This is a genomic window from Pseudomonas sp. LBUM1643, assembly GCF_059716215.1.
In genome coordinates, this window is record NZ_CP166813.1 from 1,857,507 (window position 1) to 1,882,677 (window position 25,171).

At 48.1% G+C, this 25,171-nt stretch carries 23 protein-coding genes; 17 read left to right on the forward strand and 6 right to left on the reverse strand.

Annotated elements, in window-relative coordinates:
- The first annotated feature begins 9 nt into the window (after positions 1-9).
- From rpsA to ACA063_RS08400, 9 genes are all read left to right on the forward strand, one after another.
- Positions 10-1,704: a 30S ribosomal protein S1 gene (gene rpsA, locus ACA063_RS08360; RefSeq protein ID WP_162436111.1), complete on the forward strand. Its 1,695-nt coding sequence runs from the start codon at positions 10-12 to the stop codon at positions 1,702-1,704.
- Positions 1,705-1,954: 250 nt separating this feature from the next.
- Complete coding sequence (locus ACA063_RS08365; protein WP_497665463.1) at positions 1,955-2,236, forward strand: hypothetical protein; 282 nt, start codon at positions 1,955-1,957, stop codon at positions 2,234-2,236.
- Between the two features lie 151 nt (positions 2,237-2,387).
- A complete protein-coding gene (gene ihfB, locus ACA063_RS08370; protein ID WP_003369729.1) occupies positions 2,388-2,684 on the forward strand; it encodes an integration host factor subunit beta in 297 nt (98 codons plus the stop codon).
- Positions 2,685-2,711: 27 nt separating this feature from the next.
- Positions 2,712-2,951, forward strand: a complete 240-nt coding sequence (locus ACA063_RS08375; protein WP_497665464.1) for a LapA family protein — start codon at positions 2,712-2,714, stop codon at positions 2,949-2,951.
- Between the two features lie 228 nt (positions 2,952-3,179).
- Complete coding sequence (gene rfbB / locus ACA063_RS08380) at positions 3,180-4,247, forward strand: dTDP-glucose 4,6-dehydratase (RefSeq protein ID WP_497665465.1); 1,068 nt, start codon at positions 3,180-3,182, stop codon at positions 4,245-4,247.
- 131 nt (positions 4,248-4,378) lie between these two features.
- Entirely contained in the window at positions 4,379-5,437 is a 1,059-nt protein-coding gene (locus tag ACA063_RS08385) for an LPS O-antigen chain length determinant protein WzzB (RefSeq protein WP_497665466.1), read from the forward strand.
- 356 nt (positions 5,438-5,793) lie between these two features.
- Positions 5,794-6,669, forward strand: a complete 876-nt coding sequence (gene rfbA / locus ACA063_RS08390; RefSeq protein ID WP_497665467.1) for a glucose-1-phosphate thymidylyltransferase RfbA — start codon at positions 5,794-5,796, stop codon at positions 6,667-6,669.
- Between the two features lie 626 nt (positions 6,670-7,295).
- A complete protein-coding gene (locus ACA063_RS08395; protein WP_497665468.1) occupies positions 7,296-7,769 on the forward strand; it encodes an acyltransferase in 474 nt (157 codons plus the stop codon).
- A gap of 534 nt (positions 7,770-8,303) precedes the next feature.
- Positions 8,304-8,825, forward strand: a complete 522-nt coding sequence (locus tag ACA063_RS08400) for a GNAT family N-acetyltransferase (RefSeq protein ID WP_497665469.1) — start codon at positions 8,304-8,306, stop codon at positions 8,823-8,825.
- 446 nt (positions 8,826-9,271) lie between these two features.
- Here ACA063_RS08400 and ACA063_RS08405 read toward each other — a convergent pair whose 3' ends face one another.
- The 6 genes from ACA063_RS08405 to ACA063_RS08430 form a co-directional block, all read right to left on the reverse strand.
- Positions 9,272-10,246 carry a hypothetical protein gene (locus ACA063_RS08405; protein WP_497665470.1) on the reverse strand — a complete coding sequence of 325 codons (975 nt, stop codon included), beginning with the start codon at positions 10,244-10,246 and terminating at the stop codon, positions 9,272-9,274.
- A gap of 598 nt (positions 10,247-10,844) precedes the next feature.
- Complete coding sequence (locus ACA063_RS08410) at positions 10,845-11,786, reverse strand: glycosyltransferase family 2 protein (RefSeq protein ID WP_497665471.1); 942 nt, start codon at positions 11,784-11,786, stop codon at positions 10,845-10,847.
- A 22-nt stretch (positions 11,787-11,808) separates the two neighbouring features.
- A complete protein-coding gene (locus ACA063_RS08415; protein WP_497665472.1) occupies positions 11,809-13,071 on the reverse strand; it encodes an O-antigen translocase in 1,263 nt (420 codons plus the stop codon).
- Positions 13,072-13,083: 12 nt separating this feature from the next.
- Positions 13,084-14,202: a DegT/DnrJ/EryC1/StrS family aminotransferase gene (locus tag ACA063_RS08420; RefSeq protein WP_497665473.1), complete on the reverse strand. Its 1,119-nt coding sequence runs from the start codon at positions 14,200-14,202 to the stop codon at positions 13,084-13,086.
- A gap of 33 nt (positions 14,203-14,235) precedes the next feature.
- Positions 14,236-14,640: a sugar 3,4-ketoisomerase gene (locus ACA063_RS08425; protein ID WP_497665474.1), complete on the reverse strand. Its 405-nt coding sequence runs from the start codon at positions 14,638-14,640 to the stop codon at positions 14,236-14,238.
- A gap of 19 nt (positions 14,641-14,659) precedes the next feature.
- Positions 14,660-15,220: a hypothetical protein gene (locus tag ACA063_RS08430; protein WP_497665475.1), complete on the reverse strand. Its 561-nt coding sequence runs from the start codon at positions 15,218-15,220 to the stop codon at positions 14,660-14,662.
- 614 nt (positions 15,221-15,834) lie between these two features.
- On the opposite strand from ACA063_RS08430, the gene ACA063_RS08435 reads away from it, so the two are divergent.
- The 8 genes from ACA063_RS08435 (at position 15,835) to ACA063_RS08470 (ending at position 24,960) form a co-directional block, all read left to right on the forward strand.
- On the forward strand, positions 15,835-16,875 hold the full coding sequence (locus ACA063_RS08435; protein WP_497665476.1) for a polysaccharide biosynthesis protein: 1,041 nt from the start codon (positions 15,835-15,837) through the stop codon (positions 16,873-16,875).
- A gap of 3 nt (positions 16,876-16,878) precedes the next feature.
- Positions 16,879-17,997, forward strand: a complete 1,119-nt coding sequence (gene wbjC / locus ACA063_RS08440; RefSeq protein WP_497665477.1) for a UDP-2-acetamido-2,6-beta-L-arabino-hexul-4-ose reductase — start codon at positions 16,879-16,881, stop codon at positions 17,995-17,997.
- Positions 17,998-18,020: 23 nt separating this feature from the next.
- Positions 18,021-19,151, forward strand: a complete 1,131-nt coding sequence (gene wecB, locus ACA063_RS08445; RefSeq protein ID WP_497665478.1) for a non-hydrolyzing UDP-N-acetylglucosamine 2-epimerase — start codon at positions 18,021-18,023, stop codon at positions 19,149-19,151.
- Positions 19,152-19,165: 14 nt separating this feature from the next.
- Positions 19,166-20,419, forward strand: a complete 1,254-nt coding sequence (locus ACA063_RS08450) for a glycosyltransferase family 4 protein (RefSeq protein WP_497665479.1) — start codon at positions 19,166-19,168, stop codon at positions 20,417-20,419.
- Positions 20,419-21,381 (forward strand): UDP-glucose 4-epimerase family protein, encoded by a 963-nt coding sequence (locus ACA063_RS08455; RefSeq protein ID WP_497665480.1) that lies wholly within the window; start codon positions 20,419-20,421, stop codon positions 21,379-21,381. Before ACA063_RS08450 ends, ACA063_RS08455 begins: the two co-directional genes overlap by 1 nt.
- Positions 21,382-21,383: 2 nt before the next feature.
- Positions 21,384-22,418 (forward strand): MraY family glycosyltransferase, encoded by a 1,035-nt coding sequence (locus ACA063_RS08460; RefSeq protein ID WP_497665481.1) that lies wholly within the window; start codon positions 21,384-21,386, stop codon positions 22,416-22,418.
- 99 nt (positions 22,419-22,517) lie between these two features.
- Complete coding sequence (locus tag ACA063_RS08465) at positions 22,518-24,512, forward strand: polysaccharide biosynthesis protein (RefSeq protein ID WP_497666490.1); 1,995 nt, start codon at positions 22,518-22,520, stop codon at positions 24,510-24,512.
- A 112-nt stretch (positions 24,513-24,624) separates the two neighbouring features.
- Positions 24,625-24,960, forward strand: a complete 336-nt coding sequence (locus ACA063_RS08470; protein WP_162436129.1) for a ComEA family DNA-binding protein — start codon at positions 24,625-24,627, stop codon at positions 24,958-24,960.
- Positions 24,961-25,171 lie beyond the last annotated feature (211 nt).

The following is a 25,171-nucleotide window of genomic DNA, read 5'->3' on the forward strand; positions in this document are numbered from 1 at the left end:
GGAATTAAAATGAGCGAAAGCTTTGCGGAACTCTTTGAAGAAAGCCTAAAAACCCTGAACCTTCAGGCAGGCTCCATCATCACCGGTGTTATCGTTGATATCGATTACCAAGCTCGCTGGGTAACCGTTCACGCTGGCCTGAAGTCTGAAGCACTCATCCCGCTTGAGCAGTTCTACAACGACGCTGGCGATCTGACTATCAATGTCGGTGACGAAGTTCACGTTGCTCTGGACTCGGTTGAAGACGGCTTTGGTGAAACCAAGCTGTCCCGTGAAAAAGCCAAGCGCGCTGAATGCTGGATTGTTCTGGAAGCAGCCTTCGCAGCCGAAGAAGTGGTCAAGGGCGTTATCAACGGTAAGGTTAAAGGCGGCTTCACTGTCGACGTTAACGGCATCCGTGCGTTCCTGCCAGGTTCTCTGGTTGACGTTCGTCCAGTGCGCGACACCACGCACCTGGAAGGCAAAGAGCTGGAATTCAAGGTCATCAAGCTCGACCAGAAACGCAACAACGTTGTCGTTTCCCGTCGTAGCGTCCTCGAAGCCGAGAACTCCGCTGAGCGTGAAGCTCTGCTGGAATCCCTGCAGGAAGGTCAACAAGTCAAAGGTATCGTCAAAAACCTCACCGATTACGGCGCATTCGTCGATCTGGGTGGCGTCGATGGCCTGCTGCACATTACCGACATGGCTTGGAAGCGTATCAAGCATCCTTCCGAAATCGTCAACGTTGGCGACGAGATCGATGTCAAGGTTCTGAAATACGATCGCGAACGCAATCGTGTTTCCCTGGGCCTGAAGCAACTGGGCGAAGATCCATGGGTTGCTATCAAAGCCCGTTACCCAGAAAGCACTCGCGTTACCGCTCGTGTAACCAACCTGACCGACTACGGCTGCTTCGCTGAGCTGGAAGAAGGCGTTGAAGGTCTGGTACACGTTTCCGAAATGGACTGGACCAACAAGAACATCCACCCTTCGAAAGTCGTACAAGTCGGCGACGAAGTGGAAGTTATGGTTCTGGACATCGACGAAGAGCGTCGTCGTATCTCCCTCGGCATCAAACAGTGCAAATCTAACCCATGGGAAGATTTCTCTGGCCAGTTCAACAAGGGCGATAAAATCTCCGGCACCATCAAGTCGATCACCGATTTCGGTATCTTCATTGGTCTGGACGGCGGCATCGACGGTCTGGTTCACCTGTCCGACATCTCCTGGAACGAAGTGGGCGAAGAAGCCGTTCGCCGCTTCAAGAAGGGCGACGAGCTGGACACCGTTATCCTGTCGGTTGACCCAGAGCGCGAGCGTATCTCCCTGGGTATCAAGCAACTGGAAAGCGATCCGTTCTCCGAGTACGTTCAAGAGAACGACAAAGGCGCAATCGTTAAAGGCATCGTGAAAGAAGTTGACGCTAAAGGCGCCATCATCACTCTGGCCGACGATATCGAAGCGACTCTGAAAGCCTCCGAAATCAGCCGTGACCGCGTTGAAGACGCGCGCAACGTTCTGAAAGAAGGCCAGGAAGTAGAAGCCAAGATCATCAGCGTTGACCGCAAGAGCCGCGTAATCCAGCTCTCCATCAAGTCGAAAGACGATGCTGAAGAGAAAGAAGCAATCCAGAGCCTGCGCGACAAGCCAGCGACTTCGGAACCTGCTGCTGGTCCTACCACTCTGGGCGACCTGTTGCGTGCACAAATGGAAAAACAGAACTAAGTTCTGTCAGACCATAGAAAAAGGGCGACTTCGGTCGCCCTTTTTTGTGGCTGCGATTTGGCACCAACGCAGCATGGTAGACCGTTACACGCCAGGTCATCTTTGATGTCTCCTGTCCGGCATTCCACCTTGAACCAATCCCCTTCCAAAATTGTCCCTTTCTTTAACAGGATCAATTGCTTAATTGCAGCTAGTCTATAACCCAAGGTGCACATGCCTTCCGGTAGGCTGCCTGACAATAAGGAAGTGGATGAACAAGCTCATTGTCGTAGTAGTAGCGGTACTGACATTGGCGGGCTGTACCACAAGTGCCAAGACGCATGCCGTCCGTGGAGTCAGTGGAATAGAGATTGATTGTTCGGGTTTGGGGTCGGGGTGGGAGAAGTGCCAGAAACGCGCAGCGAGGGAATGCAAGGCCTCGGGTTACAAGGTGGTTGCAAGATCCGATGATGCCAAAGAGGAGGATGAATTCCCTTTCGGCTTTAATCCTGCGGGTTATCTGACACGCACGATGCTGGTTATCTGTCGGTAGTGGATGAAGGCATCATCTGACGCCTGATGCGCTGAAATAACGCGGCTTATTCCCCGTGAAGATATGTCGAAGCCTGGACTGTTCAAATAGCTCCGAGCGTGCTAAAACCTTTGAAGCGCTGATCTAGCTGCTTGAAAAAGAAGGGAAAAATATGACGAAGTCGGAGTTGATCGAACGAATTGTCACCCATCAAGGGCTGCTCTCATCCAAGGATGTGGAGCTGGCCATCAAGACCATGCTTGAACAAATGTCCCAATGCCTGGCTACTGGCGATCGTATCGAGATCCGTGGCTTTGGTAGCTTCTCCTTGCACTACCGCGCACCGCGGGTAGGGCGTAATCCCAAGACCGGGCAGTCGGTTAGCCTGGATGGGAAGTTTGTTCCTCATTTCAAGCCGGGGAAGGAGCTGCGGGATCGGGTTAATGAGGATGAGGAAGAGGGGCTTTGACAGCCTTTTTATTTCGAGGAATTGCTGATGCATAATTTGAAGCGGGCACTGCTCGCCATATTTGCCCTGTTGTTGGTTTTGGTAATACTGGCGTTCGTGCTCGAAAATCAGCAATCGGTTGCCTTGCTATTTCTCGGCTGGTCAGGCCCGCAATTGCCCGTAGCGTTGTTGATGATTCTTGCGCTCCTCGTGGGAATGGTGATCGGGCCGGTTTTGAGTTTGTTGCTCGGCCGCAGGTCTATGCGTTCCCGTAAGTACGTTGGCTGATTGCGGCTAGCGCCAGACAACGAATTAAACTTTGCCCGCTGCTTGTCTACATCCATTAGTAAAACCGTCATTAAGCTGTAAAATGCTTCGCTTGCCCGAAAGCGGCAAGTTCTGGTGTCGGGCAGGCTGATTCTGCCAGAAGCCTCGGGTCATCCTGAGCTTTTGCATTCATGGATTAGACAGTGCTCGGTTGGCGGCCCTGTCGGTAACTCAAGGGTATAAGTTCGCGTGAAAATTCTAGTAACCGGCGGTGCCGGATTTATCGGTTCGGCGGTCATCCGTCATATCATCTCCAACACTAACGACTCGGTTGTTAACGTTGATAAGCTTACTTATGCCGGTAACCTTGAATCCTTGAGTAGCGTCAGTCGTGACTCTCGCTATGTGTTTGAACGTGTAGACATATGCGACCGCGACCAGATTGATCGAGTCATTCGTGAACATCAACCGGATGCCATCATGCACCTGGCTGCAGAGTCACACGTTGATCGTTCGATAACCGGACCATCCGAGTTTATCCAGACCAACATCATTGGCACCTACACATTGCTCGAAGCTGCACGCCAATACTGGGTGTCGCTGGACGATGAACGCAAAGCCATTTTCCGTTTTCATCACATTTCGACTGACGAGGTTTACGGAGATCTGGAAGGTCCGGAAGACCTCTTCACCGAAACCACACCCTACCAGCCGAGCTCGCCTTACTCGGCCAGCAAGGCTAGCTCAGATCACCTTGTTCGCGCCTGGGCCCGTACCTACGGCCTGCCGACCCTCGTTACAAACTGCTCGAACAACTACGGGCCGTACCACTTCCCCGAAAAACTGATCCCGCTGATCATCCTTAATGCATTGGAAGGCAAGCCGCTACCAGTGTATGGCAAAGGCAATCAAGTGCGTGACTGGCTCTATGTCGAAGACCACGCCCGCGCATTGTATAAAGTCCTGACTGAAGGCGTGATTGGCGAGACATATAACATTGGTGGTCATAACGAAAAGCAAAACATTGAAGTCGTGCACGCGCTGTGTGCGTTGCTCGATGAGTTGCGTCCAGATTCCGCGCATCGTCCGCACGCCAGCTTGATCACGTATGTTCAGGACCGTCCAGGGCATGATCAGCGTTATGCGATCGATGCCAGCAAAATCCAGCTCGAATTGGGCTGGAGCCCGGAAGAAACCTTTGAAACCGGTATCCGTAAAACGGTTGAATGGTATCTCAGTAATACAGAGTGGGTTTCTCACGTGAAAAGCGGAAGCTATCAGCAGTGGATTAGTGAGAACTACAGCTCGCGAGGATAAACTAGATTTAATTTGCAGTGACGGAATTTCGATTGGCTGCAAATTAAAAAATTTTTATTAAATAAAAACCTATCAGTTCGTTGCAAAGATAGGGGATGTGTTTTTAGTGATTTTTAGAGGGCTAACAAGGTATGCAGAATTACTCCGCTACATCCCAAGGTTCGAATGAGGTCGACCTGAGGGTGTTAATGGTTGCTCTTTGGCGTCAGCGATTAGTTGTAGTTGGAGCTGTGATACTGACAACAGCGATTGCAGCGGCCTATGCGTTTCTTAGTACACCTATTTATGAAGCAAAAGTGGTCGTCGTTCCCCCAACACAAAATGATGTTGTGAACTATAATTATGGTCGAACAGCGGAAAATGAACTTGCGCCATTTTCAGTAAAAGATGTGTATGCGGTTTTCCTTCGAAATTTGCAGGCCGAGTCGCTTCGGCGTGAGTTTTTCAATAAGGTTTATTTGCCTTCCTTGTCAGAGTCGGAACGAAAAAAATCGTTGGAAACTTTGTATAACGATTTTACCAAAGTGCTGACGGTGGCTTTAGCAGGGAAAGATAATCCAGATCGTTACGCCGTGGTGGCAAAAGATGAACATCCGGACCAGGCTGTTATATTGATTGGCAAGTATATTGGCCGTGCAAGCGAACTAGCAAAAAAAGAAATGATCAAAAACATTTCTAGTGAGGCGGATGTCCTCGCTCGTAATCTTCAGCAGCAGATCGTTTCAATTCGTGAAGTTGGATTAAAGGCCCGTGAAGATTCAATAACCAAACTGCGCGAAGCATTGGTAGTAGCGGAAGCAATCGGTTTAGAGAAGCCTCCAATAGTCAGCGGGAACACAGAAGTAAAGGTTGCTGGAAGCTTGGATGAACAGCCACTTTATATGCGTGGGACCAAGGCTCTGAAAGCTGAAATTGAAAACCTGGAAACACGAAAGTCGGATGATCCTTTTATCAACAAGCTTCGGGTTTTACAGACTAAATCCAAGTTTTATACCGACCTCGAGTCAAATATTCGGAATGTTGAAGTATTCAGAATGGATGGCCAGGTAGAACTCCCGGATAGTCCTGTTCAACCTAAAAAAGCGCTAGTGCTGGTGCTTGGCATATTGTTGGGGTTGATATTGGGTGTGATATTTGCCCTGTTTCGGATGTTTTTTACAAGCGAAAAGAACATTCTGTCTCGCAATTGACGAAAGCTATAAGTTACGAAGTAAGATTTCGTCGAAATTTCAAGATGTTGTGCAGGTATTCTGCGCAACATTTTTCGGATATTTGCTCCAAGGCGGCGATAAGAATGATATCGGAAGTCTCAGCGTCGGATTAATAGAATAAAATTTTTAAGATGGTTTTAATAGTTGGTTAAGTAAAACTCGACGCGGGGGTTGAGAATTTCTTCTACCTCATCGCGATTTGTTCTATGTTCAGAATCAAAAAAGCTATGTTTAGTATCGCTGAAGATTCCTGGCAAGCAGTGTTGTTGATACAAGCACATATCAGTTCTTCGCCATATTCTAAAAGGCTATGAATTTAGCATTAGGGAGAAAATATGAAAGGTATTATTTTGGCTGGCGGCTCAGGGACTAGATTGTATCCCATTACCAAAGGCGTTTCGAAACAACTGCTACCGATCTACGATAAGCCTATGATTTTTTATCCATTGTCAGTCCTGATGCTCGCAGGAATTAGGGATATTCTGGTTATTACAACGGCGGAAGATCTCAATGGTTTCCAGCGCTTACTTGGTGATGGAAGTCAAATTGGAATAACTCTGGAATACGCTGTTCAGGATAAACCGGATGGTTTGGCACAAGCATTCCTTATAGGTGAAAATTTTATAGGTAATGATCGGGTATGCCTGGTTTTGGGAGACAATATTTTTTATGGGCAAGGGTTCACTCCATTGCTTCGGTCTGCAGTCAATCTCGAGCGTGGCGCTACTGTATTCGGTTATCAGGTTAAGGATCCGGAACGATTTGGTGTAGTACAGTTTGACAGTAATAAACGTGCAATATCCATTGAAGAGAAGCCTAGTAAACCTAAGTCAAATTTCGCGGTGACAGGTCTGTATTTTTACGACAACGATGTCATCGAGATTGCCAAACAAGTGAAACCTTCAGAGCGCGGAGAACTGGAAATCACCAGTATCAATCAAGCTTATCTGGATCGCGGTGATCTACAAGTGGAACTGTTAGGGCGTGGATTTGCCTGGTTAGACACCGGCACTCACGAAAGTCTTCTAGAGGCATCGCACTTCGTCGAAACCATTGAGAAACGTCAAGGGTACAAGATCGCGTGCCTTGAAGAAATTGCATTTAATAATGGATGGCTAACCGCTGACCAATTGTTAAAAATAGGTACTGAATTGAGCAAAAATAGCTACGGGCAGTACTTGATCAGTATTGCTAGCGAGTCTCAAAAATAGTAATGAACTAGTCAATATGCTCAGGCCTTAACATAAGCCAGTACAATGTTGTGGCCTGTGTACATTGCCGCTTACATACTAAGTCTCTTTTTTGGCTGATGAGGCGATCTGCCAGTGTTAGGCTGTGCGCGGTCGTTTCAACATGATATTGAGTTAAATTTAGTATTACATATTACTGTGACAACTGGTATTCGGCAATATGCAAAAATCTGCCATCCGATTGTCCTCTAGCAACGTGCTGTTTATAAAATCATCTTGGTTGCTACTTCTCTTCCTACGGATATCATACGCTATCGGCATGATTCGCGTGGATTGTTGAGCTTGCTGCATCAAATATAGGACCTCGCTGAAATTTACCCTTAACTGGCTGCATACCTTTCAGGCATCTAGCGCTGGAATAATCCAAAAAGTTTACTAAAATACGATCATGAGCGCTTGGTTGCGATGTTACTTTTTGGATACTAGGTGATCGTGTTGCTCGTCTTGGGTTACTCGGTGACCGCTTCGATCACCGTGCTTCGTCCAATCTTCTGTGTTCAGCAGATCGGTAAATCTGTAGTCTCTACAACAATTGTTGAACTCCAAGTTTTTTGTAACCACATCAAACAAAAGGATATGCGATAAAAATGAGCGAGCCTAAAGACTATTTTGTGCACTCTCACGGCTTATGCGAGACCCCGAATGTTGGGAGAGGCTCGCGAGTCTGGGCATTCACACATATCTTGCCAGGCGCTACAATCGGTGAGAACTGTAATGTGTGTGATCACGTTTTTATCGAAAATGACGTTGTTATTGGTGATCGAGTAACCATTAAATGCGGTGTTCAAATTTGGGACGGAATTACCATCGCGGACGATGTGTTCATCGGTCCAAACGCGACATTCACTAATGATATGTTTCCAAGAAGTAAAGTCTACCCAGAGAAATACGAAAGAACCGTTATTTGTAAAGGCGCATCCCTGGGCGCCAACTGTACAATACTTCCAGGCGTAACAGTTGGTGAAAATGCAATGGTCGGCGCCGGAGCTGTGGTCACTCGCTCAGTCCCGCCAAACGTAACTGTTATTGGTAATCCTGCAAGAATATTGAAAACTAATTAGTAATAGATTTAGCGCAAAATCATTTAAATTGTCGTGCCTGGTTTATTGATTACCGGCTCCTGTTCCCCAGGGGCCTTTTCATTACGGTAGATCCTTTCCCGATGCCAATGGGCTGCTGTTCAGGTACGTGAGCTTTGTTCATTTTCACGGCGGATTATCGAGACACCTAGCGATATTCATCGTAGTCAGAAGTATTCCGAAGGATCGCTTGCATTATAATGTAGAGCTGATCCGCTTCTGATTTGCGCCGCATCCAGCCACAGCCTGCTTCAGGGGGGGTAATGGTGCGGCCCGCGTACTGCTAGTCGCCGCCAAACCACTTCAATACCGCGCGTGCAACCTCTCGTACGTCAACAGAAGACGCGCGGCATCCAGCCACGCACTCCACGCCGCCGTATGGCTCGCGTCAGTGATTTCGAGTTAGCCTTGATGGCATTGACTACGTCATTATCGTACTGCTTCAGACCGAAACATCGAACATCGATGGAGTAATTCATATAGGATCTATTAATCGCATATTGAAGGAATTAATCAATGCAATTGAGCTCAAAAACCATAAAGTTAAGGCTTGTTGAAGAAGTCGATGCCGAATTTATTGTTGGTTTACGTACCGACGTTGCATATAACAAGCACCTTTCTGGTGTCAGTGGAGATATCAACGCCCAGGTTAAGTGGGTAAAAGACTATAAAAAAGACGAGGCAAATGGTACGCAGTTTTATTTCATAATTGAGAGGAACGATGGGGTTCGATGCGGTACTGTTCGGATATATGACATTAGAGCCGATTCTTTCAGCTGGGGTAGTTGGATTCTAAACGAAGACAAAACACGCTACTCTGCAATAGAAAGCGCATTTCTCGTCTACAGTTTTGGATTCGACCACCTTGGATTTGAAAAAAGTCACTTCGAGGTTAGAAAGGGCAACGAGAAAGTCATTTCCTTTCACAAGAAGATGGGCGCTCAATACACTGGTGAGACAGAAAATGAATACCTTTACTACATTACAAAACAAGCGGTTGAAATCTCTCGACTAAAACTTGCAAGGATGATCCAGTGATTTTGTTATTTGAAAATATGCTGATCTTGAACAGTAATTTATATCTTTCCAATACCTTTCGCCGTATTTTCGCGTCTGCTTGGCAGTTATGTCGGTGGTAATTGCTATTTGCGAGTCTTTTAACTACTTTCTGCGGTCTCAAGCAATATGCAAATTTTCAAGTTAGACCTCCTCCGAAGTCAACACCGCATTAATTCGGCCTGTCGAAGTGTGTAAATAGGTACTTGTTGTTTCAGGCACTGGGCACTTAACATTATCAGACTCGGCCAGAAGCGCCCAGCATAGAAGTCGTTCCTTAACTTGTGACCAGAAGCTTCAGCTTCTGGTCACAATCGATAATTACGACACCAAGGACGCACGCATTTCGGCAGCATTTTCCTTGAGTTGGTTTTTTCAAAATATGGTAGGGGCGCAAGCAAAATCTGCTTCAGGCATGGAGTTCCCGATCAATGCTTAAAGTCCACACACGTTGCTTGCCTTTTTATTTCATCCGGTCTGAGGCAGACGAAAACTGTAGCGGCGTAAAAAATTACTCCCCCGTATGGCTGTATATGCAAAGGACCTGCAAACAACATATTTACTAGAATTAATAAGTAAATAAAGATAGAAACTTTTATAACTGTATGAGAGTAACTCTGAGGAACACAATAATTTCCAAGCTTCTTAAGCCGCCACAAAATAAAAAATGCCAACATAGAAAACGCTAGAAGATTTAAAATACCCCCAATGAACAGCAGGTCAAAAATCCCGTTATGCGCCATCGGATAATCTGGAAACCCCAGAGTGCCCGAACCTCCTACCATCCCCACACCAAAAATTAATCCGGAAGATCCATGCATCTCATACAACTGTGAAGGCAAAAACCATAGCCGATCAAGTAAACTCTGAGCGAATGTCACATCTGATGCGCCTGAGCCTTCTTTAAATCTAAAAATGTTATCTACAGTTGCCACTACATAACTAACCTCTAGAAAGTAGAATACGAAGATCAATAAAGGCAGGATGAAAACGACGAAACCGACAATCTTTAGCTTATTGATCATTGCGCCGGAAAAAAACAAAAGCATGAAAAATAATGCAATGTTTACAATGGCAGCTTTCTGTAATGTACAGAGCATGGCAATTATAACAATCACTAACGAACAGTTTCTAACAGTCTTGTTATCAAACAAAAAGTATATAATCGGTAAAGCTAAGCCACCGAAAATTCCATATGCGGTTAGATTGCCTGCCAGTGAGGAGAATCGCACGAGGCCTTCACGTTCAGAAGCCTCGGGGAACCAGGATATTGCGCCAAAAACAATCTGATAAAATATCGAAAATCCACCAAATATAATGAAAATTGAAAAAACCTTGAGTAAAAATACGTAGTGAGCAGTGCTCTTTATTGCGTAAATACAGAATAATGCAAAGGGGATCATGTAAAGATACCTTGCGAATGAAATTGTATAACTTTCATCGGGGTACCATAGGGAGGAGTAAGTCAAAGGTAACAAGTAAGATAAAATAAATAGAAGTAGCGCGTAAAAACCAACGCTGTCAACCTTTGTCTTGTTAAGTGAATATAATAAAAAACCGGAAACAGAAATTATAAGTGGAAGTCCGGAATATAATTCAGATATGTTCCTGAGTGTGTGGAGTAAATAAGATCCTACTGCAAAAAAAATGAAGAAATAATCTTGCGGGCTTATTTCTTTTCTGATGTTATCCATAAATATGCCCAAATAAAGTATTGAGATTGCTTAAGTGAGCCATCTTTGGAGTGTCTAGGTCGTCGACGGTAAGTTGATTATTATTTGATGGCTTCATCATTCGGTGCCTGTTCGTCGTTCGTCTGGTAAGCTCTGATCGAGAGTATAGAGGCCTGGTATTGAGCAGGTCTCGATTAGTTTGATTTTCAATTAAAGCCGGGAAAAATTTATTCAATTGCCAGGCTCTCCAAGTACATTGCGAGATGATGGCTGGACACAATATAAGTCGCAATCTGTAATATCGATCCGAATCTTGGAAATCTGTCTGCTAAACTATTTTCTTCAGTGAGTTTTTTATAGAGCGAAATAGCCAGCTAGAGAAAGGCAGAGCGCCAAGTGAGTGAATTAATCGAGGGGCGTGACCTCCCGCTTTCTTGTAAATCTCAATATATTTGGTCAAAGCGAATTTGTTTTTCACTAGGATTGCGTTGTAGATAATGCCAAGTAAGAATCTTTTGCGACCTTTGTTGCACGCAGCTACAACTTTCGGATCCTTGCCATACTTTTCCTCAACAAGATCTAACGTTTGTAGAAAATTGTCAGCATATGAAAAAATTTTGTGGCCGATATTGTTATCATGTTTTCTATAAATAGAAAGAACTTCGTTTAGTCGAATAACTTTACCTTTAGAGCTTATTTCGATGAACAGTAACCAGTCACAAGCCGTAGAGATTTTTTCGTTGAATCCACCAGCAGGTATGGCCGCTCTGGCAACCATGGGGACTGGCCCTGGAATTTGAGCGCCATAGTTCGCCATCATTTCATAGAAATTCGTGACTATATCCTTCGCTCTGTCACCTACGGTCCCAGTGATTACACCATTTTTCAGAATATGGCAGGGGTGGTAACAAAAAACCACTTCTGGATCAGCTATAAAAGCTTCAACCTGTCGACTGATTTTTGTTGGGTATAAGATGTCATCTCCACCCATGAATGCTACAAGTTCGCCTGAGCAATTTGAAAGTGCAACATTTGAGTTTTTAACAATACCTTGGTTAATTGGGTTCAAAATCAAATTTATTTTATCAGGATGTTTATCTTTGAATCCCGCCAAAATTTCAGCTGTCCCATCGGTAGATCCGTCGTCAGAGATCACTATCTCGATATTGCTATAATCTTGTGCTAGGCAAGACAACACAGCTTCTTCTATCAGAGTGCACTGGTTGTACGAAATCATAAATATGCTGACTTTCGGGGAATTGCTAATCATATCGAGCCCGCTAAGTAAAAAATTAAATTTGTTGTGTTATTTTCTGAAGGTAGCGTCGCACAAAATATGCCATAACGAGCCAGTAGGCGGCATAGTTCACCGCGTGAGCAACAGCTACTCCTTCTAGCCCCATTACTCCAGTAAACATCCAGGTGAGTGCAACAAACCCGGCTGCGAACACAATCTCAGTGACAATAAATAGCTTGAACATTGCCTTCCCTAACATCAGGTAGGCCAGTATCCAACTACCGATTTTCAAGGTGTCACCCAACATCTGCCATGCGAATAATTCGCGCATAGGGGCAAAATCTTGGGTGAACAGCAGCATAATAATCAGGTCGCGTAGCAAGTATATAATCAGGCCGCATGCTGCTGCGACGGGAAGGACGATTTTGTAGCCTTGGATGATTTCTTTTTTTATTTCCGTAGATTGTTTCAATTCGGAAAGTCTGGGTAAGTAATACACGCTCAATGTGGTAGTAACTAGCATTAAGTAAGCTGTGCTAAGGCGCCAGAGTGCCTCCCAGTAACCTGCCGCGTTCCAGCCGAACGTTTCGCCTAGATGGTTGCGGACCAGAATGTGGCTGACTGGCACGCATGCGGCAGAGGTCAGCGCCATTAATGTGTATTTGCCAAGGTTGATCACTGTCGTCTTGTCGACGCCGCCCACCAGGAACCGTATTTTGAACCAAGGGGCTTTGTAGCAGATAAACAACGTGACGAAAAAACTGATCGATTGGTATATGGCCAATGCAACCAGTGCGCCATAGAGGCCTAGCTGAATGGCCATAACCGTGGTCACCAGCAATGCGAAAATGCTGCCCGCAATATTGGCGATTACATAGCGAACTATTTCTTTTTTACCATTGAGTATCGCGAGTAAGAGGGTATTAAAAGTAAAGAGTACCAACGTTGCAGAAAACCATAGGAACACGCCGCCATAGCTGGCATCTTTCAAAAACCAGATCGCAAGTGTCTGGTTGAAAAGGGCTAATATCAGCCCTGTTGCTACCGAGCCAGCTAATGCAATAGTTCCAGCGGTCCGCCACACCAAATGCTGCTTGGGTTCGTCGTCAAAATACTCTGCGGTGTATCTTGTGACACCATTATTAATCGCCCCACTCGCAAAAGTGGTAATCATCTGCACCGCATTCTGAAACTGACCTATTGCGGCGTATCCAGATGGCCCGACGTAGACCGCGAGAATTTTGTTTATACCTAACAACGTCAAGATCTTTATGATGACAGCAATGCCATTGAGCAGGCTGGTCTTTATTAGGGTCATACTCAGCCGACCTTAAGAGGAAAAGCTGTTGCAGGCTTCTACAACCTGGGCAGCCTCTTCGAGAGTGAGTGTCGGACCCATCGGTAGACTCAAAACCTGCTGGTGAATCTTCTCCGTAATGGGAAAGCTCATTGCATTTAGTTGCGGATAAGCCTGTTGTTGATGCGGTGGTATCGGATAATGGATCAGGGTTTGCACACCCTTACTCAACAAATGCTGTTGCAATGCGTCGCGTCGCTCGCAACGGATCACGAATAAGTGCCAAACGTGTGAGGTCAGGCTAAGCGGGGAGTCAGTAATTGTCAGCGGTAGGGTAATCGCAGGATTCACAATGCCTTTAATATATAGCTCGGCAATTCGGCGTCGGTGTGAAGTCTGTTCATCTAGATATTTTAATTTTACGCTGAGCATCGCCGCCTGAATCTCATCAAGTCGGCTATTAACACCTTGATGTAGATTCTTGTATTTTTCATGTGAACCATAATTACGCAATGCACGGAGTGTCTGCGCCAGTTCATCGTCATTTGTGGTAATGGCACCAGCATCACCGAGCGCACCAAGGTTCTTGCCAGGGTAGAAACTGAATCCAGCGGCGTCGCCCCAATTGCCCGCTTTGCGACCTTCGATGCTTGCTCCGTGGGCTTGGGCGCAGTCTTCGAGCACCAACAGGTCGTGTTGCTTGGCAATATCGAGAAGCGCAGGCATATCAGCTAATTGGCCGTACAAGTGCACCGGCAGGATTGCGCGAGTTCTTGTAGTAATTGCTAGTTTTACCTTCTTCGGGCACAAATTGTAACTGGCTTCGATTGGTTCGACTAATACCGGCACAAGATTATTTTCAGTGATGGCGAGAATACTTGCGATGTAGGTGTTGGATGGCACGATGACTTCGTCACCATCCTTTAGCTTGGAGAGTTCCTTCCACGCGCGCAGAGTCAGTATCAACGCATCTAAACCGTTAGCGACCCCAATACAATGCTTGCTACCGCAATAGTCAGCAAACTCGCTCTCAAAACGGGCCAGTTCGCTTCCAGCGATGTACCACCCGGAGTCAATCACACGGGTGCAGGCCTCAATGAGCTCAGCACGCGCATTTGAGTTAATTTTTTTAAGATCTAGAAAATTGATCATTTTTATATCCGGTTTGTTAGCGTGCGAGAGCAATTAAATTGATTCAATACTGTTGGTAAAGACTTCATAATCACGAATATAGTCGCCTTCATCGTAGTGTTCACTAGCGAAGACGAGCAGCACACAGTCAGGGCTGAAATCGTGCATTTCATGCCACACCATGGCGTCGATGACCATCCCTTTTGTCGGTGAGTCGAGCCACTCATCAATGCGTTGTTTGCCGTCGTCCAAAATCATTCGGCATCGGCCACTTACGCATACTGCAACTTGCTGAAGTAGTCGGTGAGCATGAAACCCGCGAGCCACCCCCGCTTGAGTACCAAAAATGTAATACGCACGTTTTATCTCGAACGGGATTGTTTTAGACCCTTCCAAGATGACAAGTGAGCCACGTGCATCACCAATATGTGGAAAATCTACCCATTTGAGCAAACTCATGTTGCTACTCCAGTAAGTTTCAAAAGTACTGCACAAAATTTTTGTTCGCCGTCGAAGGCACCAACCAAAACTGGGAATTCATTATTAAACAAAAATTATTGGGTGCGATTTCTACCAAATAAACCGCAAAGCACGCTAATGATTTCAACGTCTGCACGAATTTTAAGGTTTCCGTGTGCGCTCCAGCGCCGTTAGGTTTTGAGTCATACAAGGATACCTTCCCGCAGCGCGGCATTCCGACCCGCATTGAACCGATAGATTTATTAAGGTTGATGGTTTCAGACTTGTCACCTGATCTGGGCTGTGGAGCCAATGCATCAGCTTGGATCCCGGGCAGCGGCAGGGGGGCGGAACCTACCTCAATAGGCGAGTAGCGCGGACTGAAGGTGTGGGCTGCGATTCCGCAGGCCTCAGTGGGACTTTTCAAAGCCTCGCAATTCGGTCCTGGAGTCATTTGGGAAATAGATTGGTAGCGTTGCGAGTTGATGCTTTGCCTGGCCAACGCCGATTTATGAATTTCACCGTTGCGGAGGTGCTTGCGAAGGTTAAAGGATGCAGGGCCGAAGGCGATGGCATTCACGAGTCAGATCCAACTGAAATCGGCTTCCTAGCACCGTTGACAGGGAGGCAACGATCCTTGAAGCCTTTTGCTGTCTTGCCCTGCGCGTTTCCTCTGAGCGAATGAGGAGCAGTTCGGGATAAGGCTGTGCTTCGTTTCCGGCACTATAGAATTCATAGCATTCTGTAAGCAGATAATGATATTACACTTCTCTACAAAGCCTGGGCAACCGGAAGAAGTAAGGAGAGCTAGGTCGGAGAGCAAAGGTGGTGAAAAGGTGTCAATTCACCTCCAGCCGGCGCTCGTAATTGCCCGAATCGCGTCCGAGGACGATCGTCGGCGGGACGAAGCTCGTTTAAGAGCAGATCGGATGCTTTGCATGCTCTGGAGATGAGACGGTTCCCTCCAGTAACGCGACGTGGTGGCAGGCTGAACCGGGCACGACAACGACCTTTTTGAGTCTCTGAGGCAGCTCACTAAATTACTCCTTGCCAGATGAGGCATTTAAAGCCCCAAAAGCTTGGTGGTACGGCTTTTTGCTAGCTTTGGATTAGTCTTAATCGGCGAAGAGATCTTCTTCAAAAATCCCAGGATGGTATGGTAAAGTTTCGTATATTTTTTCGGGAAGGTTCAGTGTGGAAAATTTTGCAAACAAGACATTGCTAATCAGCGGCGGCACTGGATCCTTCGGAAATGCCGTTTTAAAGCGTTTCCTCAGCAGCGAAATTGCGGAGATTCGCATTTTCAGTCGCGATGAAAAAAAGCAAGATGACATGCGCAAACGCTATGCCCATCCCAAGCTTAAGTTCTATATTGGCGACGTACGGGACTATCAAAGTATTCTGACTGCTACCCGTGGCGTTGATTACATATTCCATGCTGCAGCACTTAAGCAAGTACCATCCTGTGAGTTTCACCCGATGGAAGCGGTCAAGACCAATGTTATCGGTACTGATAACGTGCTTGAGGCTGCGATTCAAAACGGCGTCAAGCGAGTTGTCTGCCTGAGTACCGACAAGGCCGTCTATCCAATCAATGCCATGGGTATTTCCAAGGCAATGATGGAGAAGGTTATGGTCGCGAAGTCTCGCAATGTTGATGAAACAAAAACGGTAATATGCGGCACTCGTTACGGCAACGTGATGGCTTCGAGAGGCTCGGTTATTCCCCTGTTTATCGAGCAGATACGTGAAGGGAAGCCGCTGTCCATCACTGATCCTAATATGACTCGCTTCATGATGACCTTGGCGGATGCGGTCGATTTGGTTTTGTACGCTTTTGAGCACGGCAACAATGGTGATCTTTTTGTACAAAAAGCGCCTGCTGCAACGGTTGAGACGCTGGCTCGCGCATTGACGGTAATGGTAGGAAAGCCAGAGCATCCGATTCAGATCATTGGCACTCGTCACGGCGAGAAACTTTATGAGGCTTTGCTAAGTCGTGAAGAAATGGCCTGTGCCGAAGACATGGGGGACTACTTCCGAGTACCACCGGATTTGCGTGATTTGAATTACAGCAAGTTTGTTGAGCAGGGGGAGGAGAAAATTTCTCACATGGAAGATTACAATTCGCATAATACCGAGCGTCTGGACGTTGAAGGTATGCAGCGTTTGCTTCTCAAGCTCGAGTTCATGAAAGCGATTCAGCGCGGTGAACATGCAGTAGCTGAGGAATAAGGCATGAAAGTATTGATCACCGGTGCCAATGGGTTCATTGGCAAGAATCTTGTTGCTCATTTACAAGAGAGAAATGATGTCGAAGTGCTGACGTTTTGTCACGAAGATGACATGACCTCCCTGGATGCACTCGTCATGGAAGTGGATTTTATTTTTCACTTGGCCGGGATCAATCGACCTCAAAGTGTCGACGAATTCAAAACCGGGAACACTGACTTGACCAAAGCCTTGTGTGCTTCGGTGGCGGCCAGTGGTCGAAATATTCCTGTGGTTTACACTTCCTCTATTCAGGCTGAACTGGATAATGCCTACGGCTCCAGTAAGCGTGATGCCGAACAGGCTCTAACTGCACTTTCCGCAGAGAATGGAGTTGATGTACACATTTTTCGGTTGCCCAATGTTTTTGGCAAGTGGGCTCGTCCAAATTACAATTCTGCCGTCGCGACGTTTTGCCATAATATCGTTAACGGCTTGCCTATCAGTATCAACGACGCCAATGCGAAAATTTCGTTGGTTTATATTGATGATGTCGTAAGCAGTTTCATTGCTGTCATGGATGGCAAACATCCTGCCGGTTCTACCGCAGTTGTCGAGCCGAACTATTCCATTTCCGTTGGAGAGCTCTCTTCAGTGCTTTATGCATTCAAGGAGAGTCGCGAGTCGATGATTACCGAGCGGGTCGGCACCGGCCTCGTACGGGCGCTGTATTCTACTTACCTCAGTTATATGCCCCCGGCAGCGTTTACCTACAAGGTTCCGAAGCATGGGGACGCCCGCGGCGTATTCGTCGAAATGCTCAAGACCAAGGATTCGGGGCAGTTTTCATATTTTACCGCACATCCCGGCATCACGCGCGGGGGGCATTATCACCATTCGAAAACTGAAAAATTCCTGGTTGTCAAGGGCAAGGCTTGTTTTCGCTTCCGGCATATTGTGTCGGGCGAGTTCTACGAATTGTTCACTGATGGTGAGACGCCTGAAATCGTCGAGACCGTACCCGGGTGGAGCCACGACATCACTAACGTGGGTGATGAAGAAATGGTTGTCATGCTGTGGGCTAACGAAATCTTTGATCGTGAGCTTCCGGATACTTACACGATGGCAGTCGGCACCCAGGCCTGAGCGCATAAGGAACTAGCATTACAATGAAAAAATTGAAGATTGTTACTGTCGTAGGCACACGCCCTGAGATCATCCGCTTGTCACGCGTCATGGCTGCTCTGGATAAGTATTGTGACCACGTACTGGTCCACACCGGGCAGAACTATGACTACGAACTCAATGAGATTTTTTTCCAGGACCTGGGCATTCGCAAGCCAGATCATTTTCTCAATGCGGCGGGTAGCAGTGGTGCGGAAACAATCGGGAACGTGATCATTGCTGTCGATCGTGTCCTTGCGTCCGTTCAGCCTGAGGCGCTTTTAGTGCTGGGCGATACCAATAGTTGCATGGCTGTTATTCCTGCAAAGCGCCGCAAAATCCCGACATTCCATATGGAAGCTGGCAATCGCTGCTTCGATATGCGCGTGCCTGAAGAAATCAATCGTCGCATTGTGGATCATACCGCTGACATCAACCTCACCTACAGCACTATCGCCCGCGATTACTTGCTCAAGGAAGGTCTGTCGCCCGACATGGTCATCAAAACCGGCAGTCCAATGTTTGAGGTTTTGAACCATTATCGTGATGGGATCGAGTCTTCGGATGTCCTGACTCGTTTAGGGCTTGAAGCCGGTAAGTTTTTTGTCGTCAGTGCTCACCGCGAAGAGAACATCGACTCTGACAAAAACCTCCTGAAACTGGTGGATGTTCTCAACACCGTTGCCACAACCTTTGGTTTTCCGGTCATTGTTTCGACCCACCCACGCACTCAGAAACGTGTGGATGCCATGGGCATTGTGTTTCATGAAAATGTGAAACTTCTGAAGCCCTTGGGATTCAAAGACTACAACAAGCTGCAGCTGGAATCGAAAGCGGTACTTTCTGACAGCGGCACCATCAGTGAAGAGTCTTCGATACTGAATTTTCCCGCGCTGAACATTCGTGAGGCACACGAGCGTCCTGAAGGCATGGAAGAGGCTGCGGTAATGATGGTGGGGCTTGAAGTCGAGCGGGTATTACAAGGGCTGATGGTCCTTGATTCCCAAGCATCAGGCGAGGAGCGTACCTTGCGTCTGGTTGCAGATTACAGCATGCCAAATGTATCCGAAAAAGTAGCGCGGATCGTTCACAGTTACACTGACTATGTCAATCGAATCGTCTGGAAACGCTATTAATTCGAGTTTTGATCATGCCTGAGAAGAAGTTGAGGATCCTGGTGGTTACGCAGTATTTTTGGCCAGAAAATATGCGTATAAACGATTTGGTTCGTGATTTTACTGATAAGGGACACTCGGTCACAGTACTGACTGGTTTGCCCAACTACCCTGAAGGCGAAGTTTTCGCAGAGTTCAAGGCAGCGCCAGAACGTTTTAATACCTACTATGGTGCCAGGATTGAGCGCGTTCCGATGCTCCCTCGGGGCAAACGTAGCATCAATTTGATACTCAACTATCTCAGCTTCTTTACCAGTGCATCAGTTGTCGGTGCCTATAAGCTGCGCGGCGAGCGCTACGATGCCGTTTTTGTCTACGCGGTATCACCCATAATGGCTGCCATACCAGCGCTGGTCATCGGTCGGTTGAAAAAGGCCCCGGTTTTCGTCTGGGTTCTGGATCTCTGGCCCGAAACACTCAGAGCGGTAGGTGTTTTAAAGAAACCAGCGCTGTTATCAATCGTCGGAAAAATGGTTTCGTGGATTTATAATCGTACTGATTATTTGCTGATGCAGTCGCACGGATTTTTCGACAACGTAAAAAAATACTGCACGAAAGATATTGCTTCCGAACGGCTGGTCTATTTTCCTAGTTGGGCCGAAGACGATTTTTCCGGGGCTACTCCAACCGAGTCGACGTTATTGGCACGTGATGATTCGGTCTTTACGGTAGTTTTCGCTGGAAATCTCGGAGAGGCTCAAGATTTCCCTGCTGTGTTGGACGCAGCGCAAGCACTCGTTGGCGAGGTAGCTGTGCGCTGGGTAATCGTCGGCGATGGGCGTATGAGTGACTGGCTGAGTCAACAGGTCCAGGCCAGAGGGCTCACAAATGTCCTGTTGCTGGGGAGACATCCCCTGGACGAGATGCCGGCACTGTTCGCTTGCGCGGATGCACTGCTGGTGTCGCTCAAGACCAATGACGTTTTTGAGAAAACAATACCGGGGAAAGTGCAGGCTTACCTCGCATCTGGCCGGCCGCTTCTTGGGATGATCAACGGAGAGGCCGCGAGAGTTATTGTTGAGTCCGGTGCCGGCCTCACATGCTCCTCTGGCGATGCGAAAGGTTTGGCAGAGATTACGTCGACCTTGGCCAGGAGTGATGCAGGTGAGTTACAGGCAATGAGTCAGTCCGGTCGTCGATATTACTTGAGTAATTATTCGAAGCCTTTGCTTCTCGCCCGTCTTGAAGATCTTTTCCGAACCGCAACTTTAAGAAAGGCCGGTCATTAATGTCGAATTCTATTTTATTGACCGGGGCGACCGGCTTCGTCGGTGGCGCCATTCTCAAGCGCCTGTGCAACGACAGGATACAACCGGTCGTGGCGGTGGTTCGGGGTGAGTCTCAGATCAAGGTGCAAGACGTTTCGACGTTGCGTATCGACAGCTTTGATGGCACAACCCCGTGGGAAGGAAAGCTCGCTGGTTCTAGTGTGATTATTCACTCAGCGGCTCGGGTTCATGTCATGAATGATGCTGAGTCCGACCCGTTGGCTGCGTTCCGCAAGGTTAATGTCGAAGGTACGTTGAATTTGGCGCGGCAGGCGGCCGCTTCAGGGGTACAGCGTTTTATTTTTATCAGCTCAATCAAAGTCAACGGGGAAGGGACCGCATCAGGCACAGCTTATACCGCTGATGATGCACCTGCTCCGGTAGACCCCTATGGCATTTCGAAAATGGAAGCTGAGCAGGGGCTTCGGAAAATAGCAGCGGAAACCGCGATGGAGGTCGTTATTATCCGTCCGGTCCTGGTTTACGGACCTGGGGTCAAAGCTAATTTCCTTAGCATGATGCGCTGGTTGAGCAAGGGTATACCTTTGCCTTTTGGAGCGATCAACAACAGTCGAAGCCTTGTTGCGCTGGATAATCTCGTGGATTTGGTCATCACCTGTATCGATCACCCCGCGGCCGCGAATCAAACCTTCCTCGTGAGTGACGGAGAGGACTTATCCACGACGGTTCTGCTCAGTAAGATGGCAAACGCACTTGAAAAACCGGCTAGACTCATCCCGGTGCCTAGTTGGCTACTGCAGGGCGGCGCCCTGTTACTGGGTAAAAAAGGGCTTTCCCAGCGACTATGCGGATCGCTGCAAGTCGATATTACGAAGACTCGCACTCTATTAAGCTGGACGCCGCCTATCAATGTTGATGAGGCTTTAGCGGCTACTGCATTACATTTTCGGGAACATCAATAATAATGATTTACTTGTGGTTAATTCCGGCTGTTGCGGTTCTTTCCTTGGGACTGACTGCAGCGTTACGTCGTTATGCGCTCAGCCGAAGCATTATCGATATCCCCAACGCACGTAGTTCACACTCTGTCCCAACGCCACGCGGTGGCGGGGTGGCAATCGTGATCGCTTTTCTTCTGTCGCTACCTGTTCTGGGATTAATGGACCTGGTTCCATGGCCGCAGTTGCTCGGCTTAGGCGGGGCCGGTGCTTTGGTCGCTGTCGTCGGATTTATGGATGACCACGGACACATTGCAGCTCGTTGGCGACTACTTGGCCATTTTAGTGCAGGTATTTGGGCGCTGTTCTGGTTGGGGGGCTTTCCACCTTTGGTGGTGTTTGGCATGAGCGTAGACCTGCACTGGTTTGGCCATGTTCTTGCGGCAATCTATTTAGTCTGGATCCTCAATCTGTACAACTTCATGGACGGCATTGACGGGATTGCGAGCGTTGAAGCTTTATGCGCCTGCCTTGGCGCCTGTTTGCTGTATTGGGTCAATGGCACTCCCGCATTGATCTGGGGGCCGCTGATTTTGGCTATGGCGGTTCTAGGCTTTCTTTATTGGAATTTTCCACCAGCGCGCATTTTTATGGGAGATGCAGGCAGTGGATTCCTCGGCGTTACTCTAGGCGTGTTGTCTCTTCAGGCCGCCTGGGAGTCGTCAGCGCTATTTTGGGCCTGGTTGATTCTTTTAGGGGTCTTCATAGTCGATGCCACGTTTACTTTGTTACGTCGATTGATCCGTGGCGACAAAGTCTATGAGGCTCACCGTAGTCACGCTTACCAATTCGCTTCTCGTCATTTTGGCAAGCATTTACCCGTCACCCTGGCGGTAGGTGCAATTAATCTGTTTTGGTTGTTGCCCATAGCGTTCTGCGTAACCTACTGGGGGCTTGATGGCGCACTTGGTCTGGCCATCGCTTATTTCCCATTGATAATTCTCGCTGTGAAATATCACGCCGGGGAGCTTGAGCGCTCCGTTCCCGCATCTGCTGATTGAGCCTCCGGTACTGATTTAGCAGGTGTCGGTCGTGTTTGAAACGGTACAATGATTGAGTCATAGCCAGGTTAGGAGCGGGACAAGGTGGTTGAAACGTTAATGGATAGGTTGCGAGCTTTTCTACTGGGGCTGCCTCGCCGCCATAAGCGACTGATACAGGTTACGACCGATGTTGTTTTGGTTTGGGCTGCACTTTGGCTGGCTTTTGTCGTTCGCCTTGGCATTGACGAGATGGTGAACCCCTTTGTTGTCCATCTTTGGCTTTTCGTCAGTGCGCCGATCGTTGCGATACCGCTGTTCATCCGTTTCGGCATGTATCGAGCGGTCATGCGCTATTTCGGCAATGACGCGCTGATTGCCATTATCAAGGCAGTCACCTTGTCATCCCTGATTCTTGGGGTAATCGTTTACTGGTACAGCAACCACCAGAATCTCGTCCCTCGCTCCATCATCTTCAATTATTGGTGGCTGAGCCTGATCATGATTGGCGGCTTGCGCTTGGCAATGCGTCAGTATTTCCTGGGGGACTGGTTCACTGCAGTTCAGCATGTTCCGTTTGCCAATCGGGACAATGGCCTGCCCAGAGTGGCGATTTATGGCGCTGGTGCTGCGGGAAATCAGCTCGTCGCGGCATTGCGGATGGGGCGGGTCATGCGGCCGGTGGCGTTTATTGATGATGACAGCGGCATAGCCGAGCGCATTATCTCAGGCTTGCATGTCTATAAGCCCAAGCACATTCAACGAATGATCGATGTCACAGGAGCCCAAGAGATTCTGCTCGCGATTCCGTCGTCGAATAGAGGACGTCGTCGCGAAATCCTCACCTTCCTTGAAGGCTTTCCTTTGCACGTTCGAAGCGTGCCTGGTTTTATGGATCTGGCAAGCGGCCGAGTAAAGGTCGACGACATTCAGGAGGTCGATATCGCTGACTTGCTGGGTCGGGACTCGGTGCCCGCACAAGCTGAGTTGCTCGAACATTGCATCAAAGGGCAGTCGGTTCTTGTCACCGGGGCTGGTGGCTCCATCGGTTCAGAGCTTTGTCGTCAGATACTGGTTTTGCGTCCGACAACACTTTTACTGTTTGATCATAGTGAATTTAATCTCTACAGCATCGTGTCTGAACTTGAACAGCGCATCGCGCGCGAATCATTGCCAGTTCGTCTGCTGCCAATTCTTGGTTCTGTCCGCAATCCGGACAAACTGCTCGACGTGATGAAAACCTGGCACGTAGACACGGTCTACCATGCGGCGGCTTACAAACACGTGCCGATGGTCGAGCACAACATTGCCGAAGGCGTTCTTAACAATGTGATTGGCACGCTCAACACCGCCCAAGCTGCGCTCCAGGCCGGCGTTGCAAACTTTGTGCTGATCTCAACTGATAAAGCCGTGCGGCCGACCAATGTAATGGGCAGCACCAAGCGCCTTGCTGAATTGACCTTGCAGGCATTAAGCCACGAGGTTGCACCGGTGCTCTTTGGTGATACGGGCAATGTCTCGCGTGTTAACAAAACACGCTTCACGATGGTCCGGTTCGGTAATGTGCTTGGGTCTTCCGGTTCGGTTATTCCGCTGTTCCACAAACAGATAAAGTCGGGTGGGCCGCTTACCGTTACCCATCCGAAGATCACTCGTTATTTCATGACCATCCCCGAAGCGGCACAACTGGTGATCCAGGCAGGTTCCATGGGGCAGGGCGGTGATGTTTTTGTTCTGGACATGGGCGAACCCGTGAAAATCGTGGAGCTGGCCGAAAAGATGATTCATCTGTCCGGCCTAAGTGTTCGCTCGGAAAAAAACGTGCAGGGTGACATTTCCATTGAGTTCACAGGTTTGCGTCCCGGAGAAAAGCTGTACGAGGAATTGTTGATCGGTGACAACGTCTCCGCCACACAACACCCAATGATTATGAGCGCTAATGAAGATCATCTGCCTTGGGATGTACTCAAGTCCAAGCTGATCGAATTGCTCGGTGCCGTTGATCAGGATGACTATGCCCGGGTCCGTCAGCTCTTGCGCGAAACCGTCAGCGGCTACGCCCCCGACGGCGAGATCGTCGACTGGATCTACCAGCAACGTCGTCTCGAACCCTGATTGTTTCACATCCCGCAATAGACACACTTTTGACAGGCTCCATACATCGCCTAGATTTGGGAGGCAGCTTCGGAAAAGCTGCTTTCCTAATCGATGTCATGGAGCTTCAAATATGCGTACCGGTTACCTCTCCTCTCTGATTTTTGCCCTGCTCACCAGCCTCTCGATCAGCGCCACTGCTGCGCCCGCAGCCAAGCCCGAGACTGGCAATCCTCCTGCAGTGATGGAAGCTGCTCCAAAGGAAATGTCAGGCAAAGTCGACCTCAATGGTGCCGACGCGCCAACTTTGCAGCGCGAACTGACAGGTGTTGGTGAAGCAAAGGCCCAGGCAATTGTTGCGTATCGCGATATGAACGGGCCGTTTGCATCCGTTGATGAGCTGCTGGAAGTGAAGGGGATCGGCAAAGCGATTCTGGATAAAAACCGTGAGAAGCTCGAGGTGAACTAAGCTGATTGTTCAGCGCTAGGAAGGCCGGTCATTGACCGGCCTTTTTTCGTTATGGCGCAGCACAAAATTCATGTGCAATTTAAGGAGAGCCACTCGGCAAGGCACCTCCTTTCGTCGGCACCTAAAAAATTACGACTATCATATCTACTTTGGATTATGCCTATAATAAATAGGTCTTCCAACGAGCCACTCATACGTTCTCGCCCTCAGC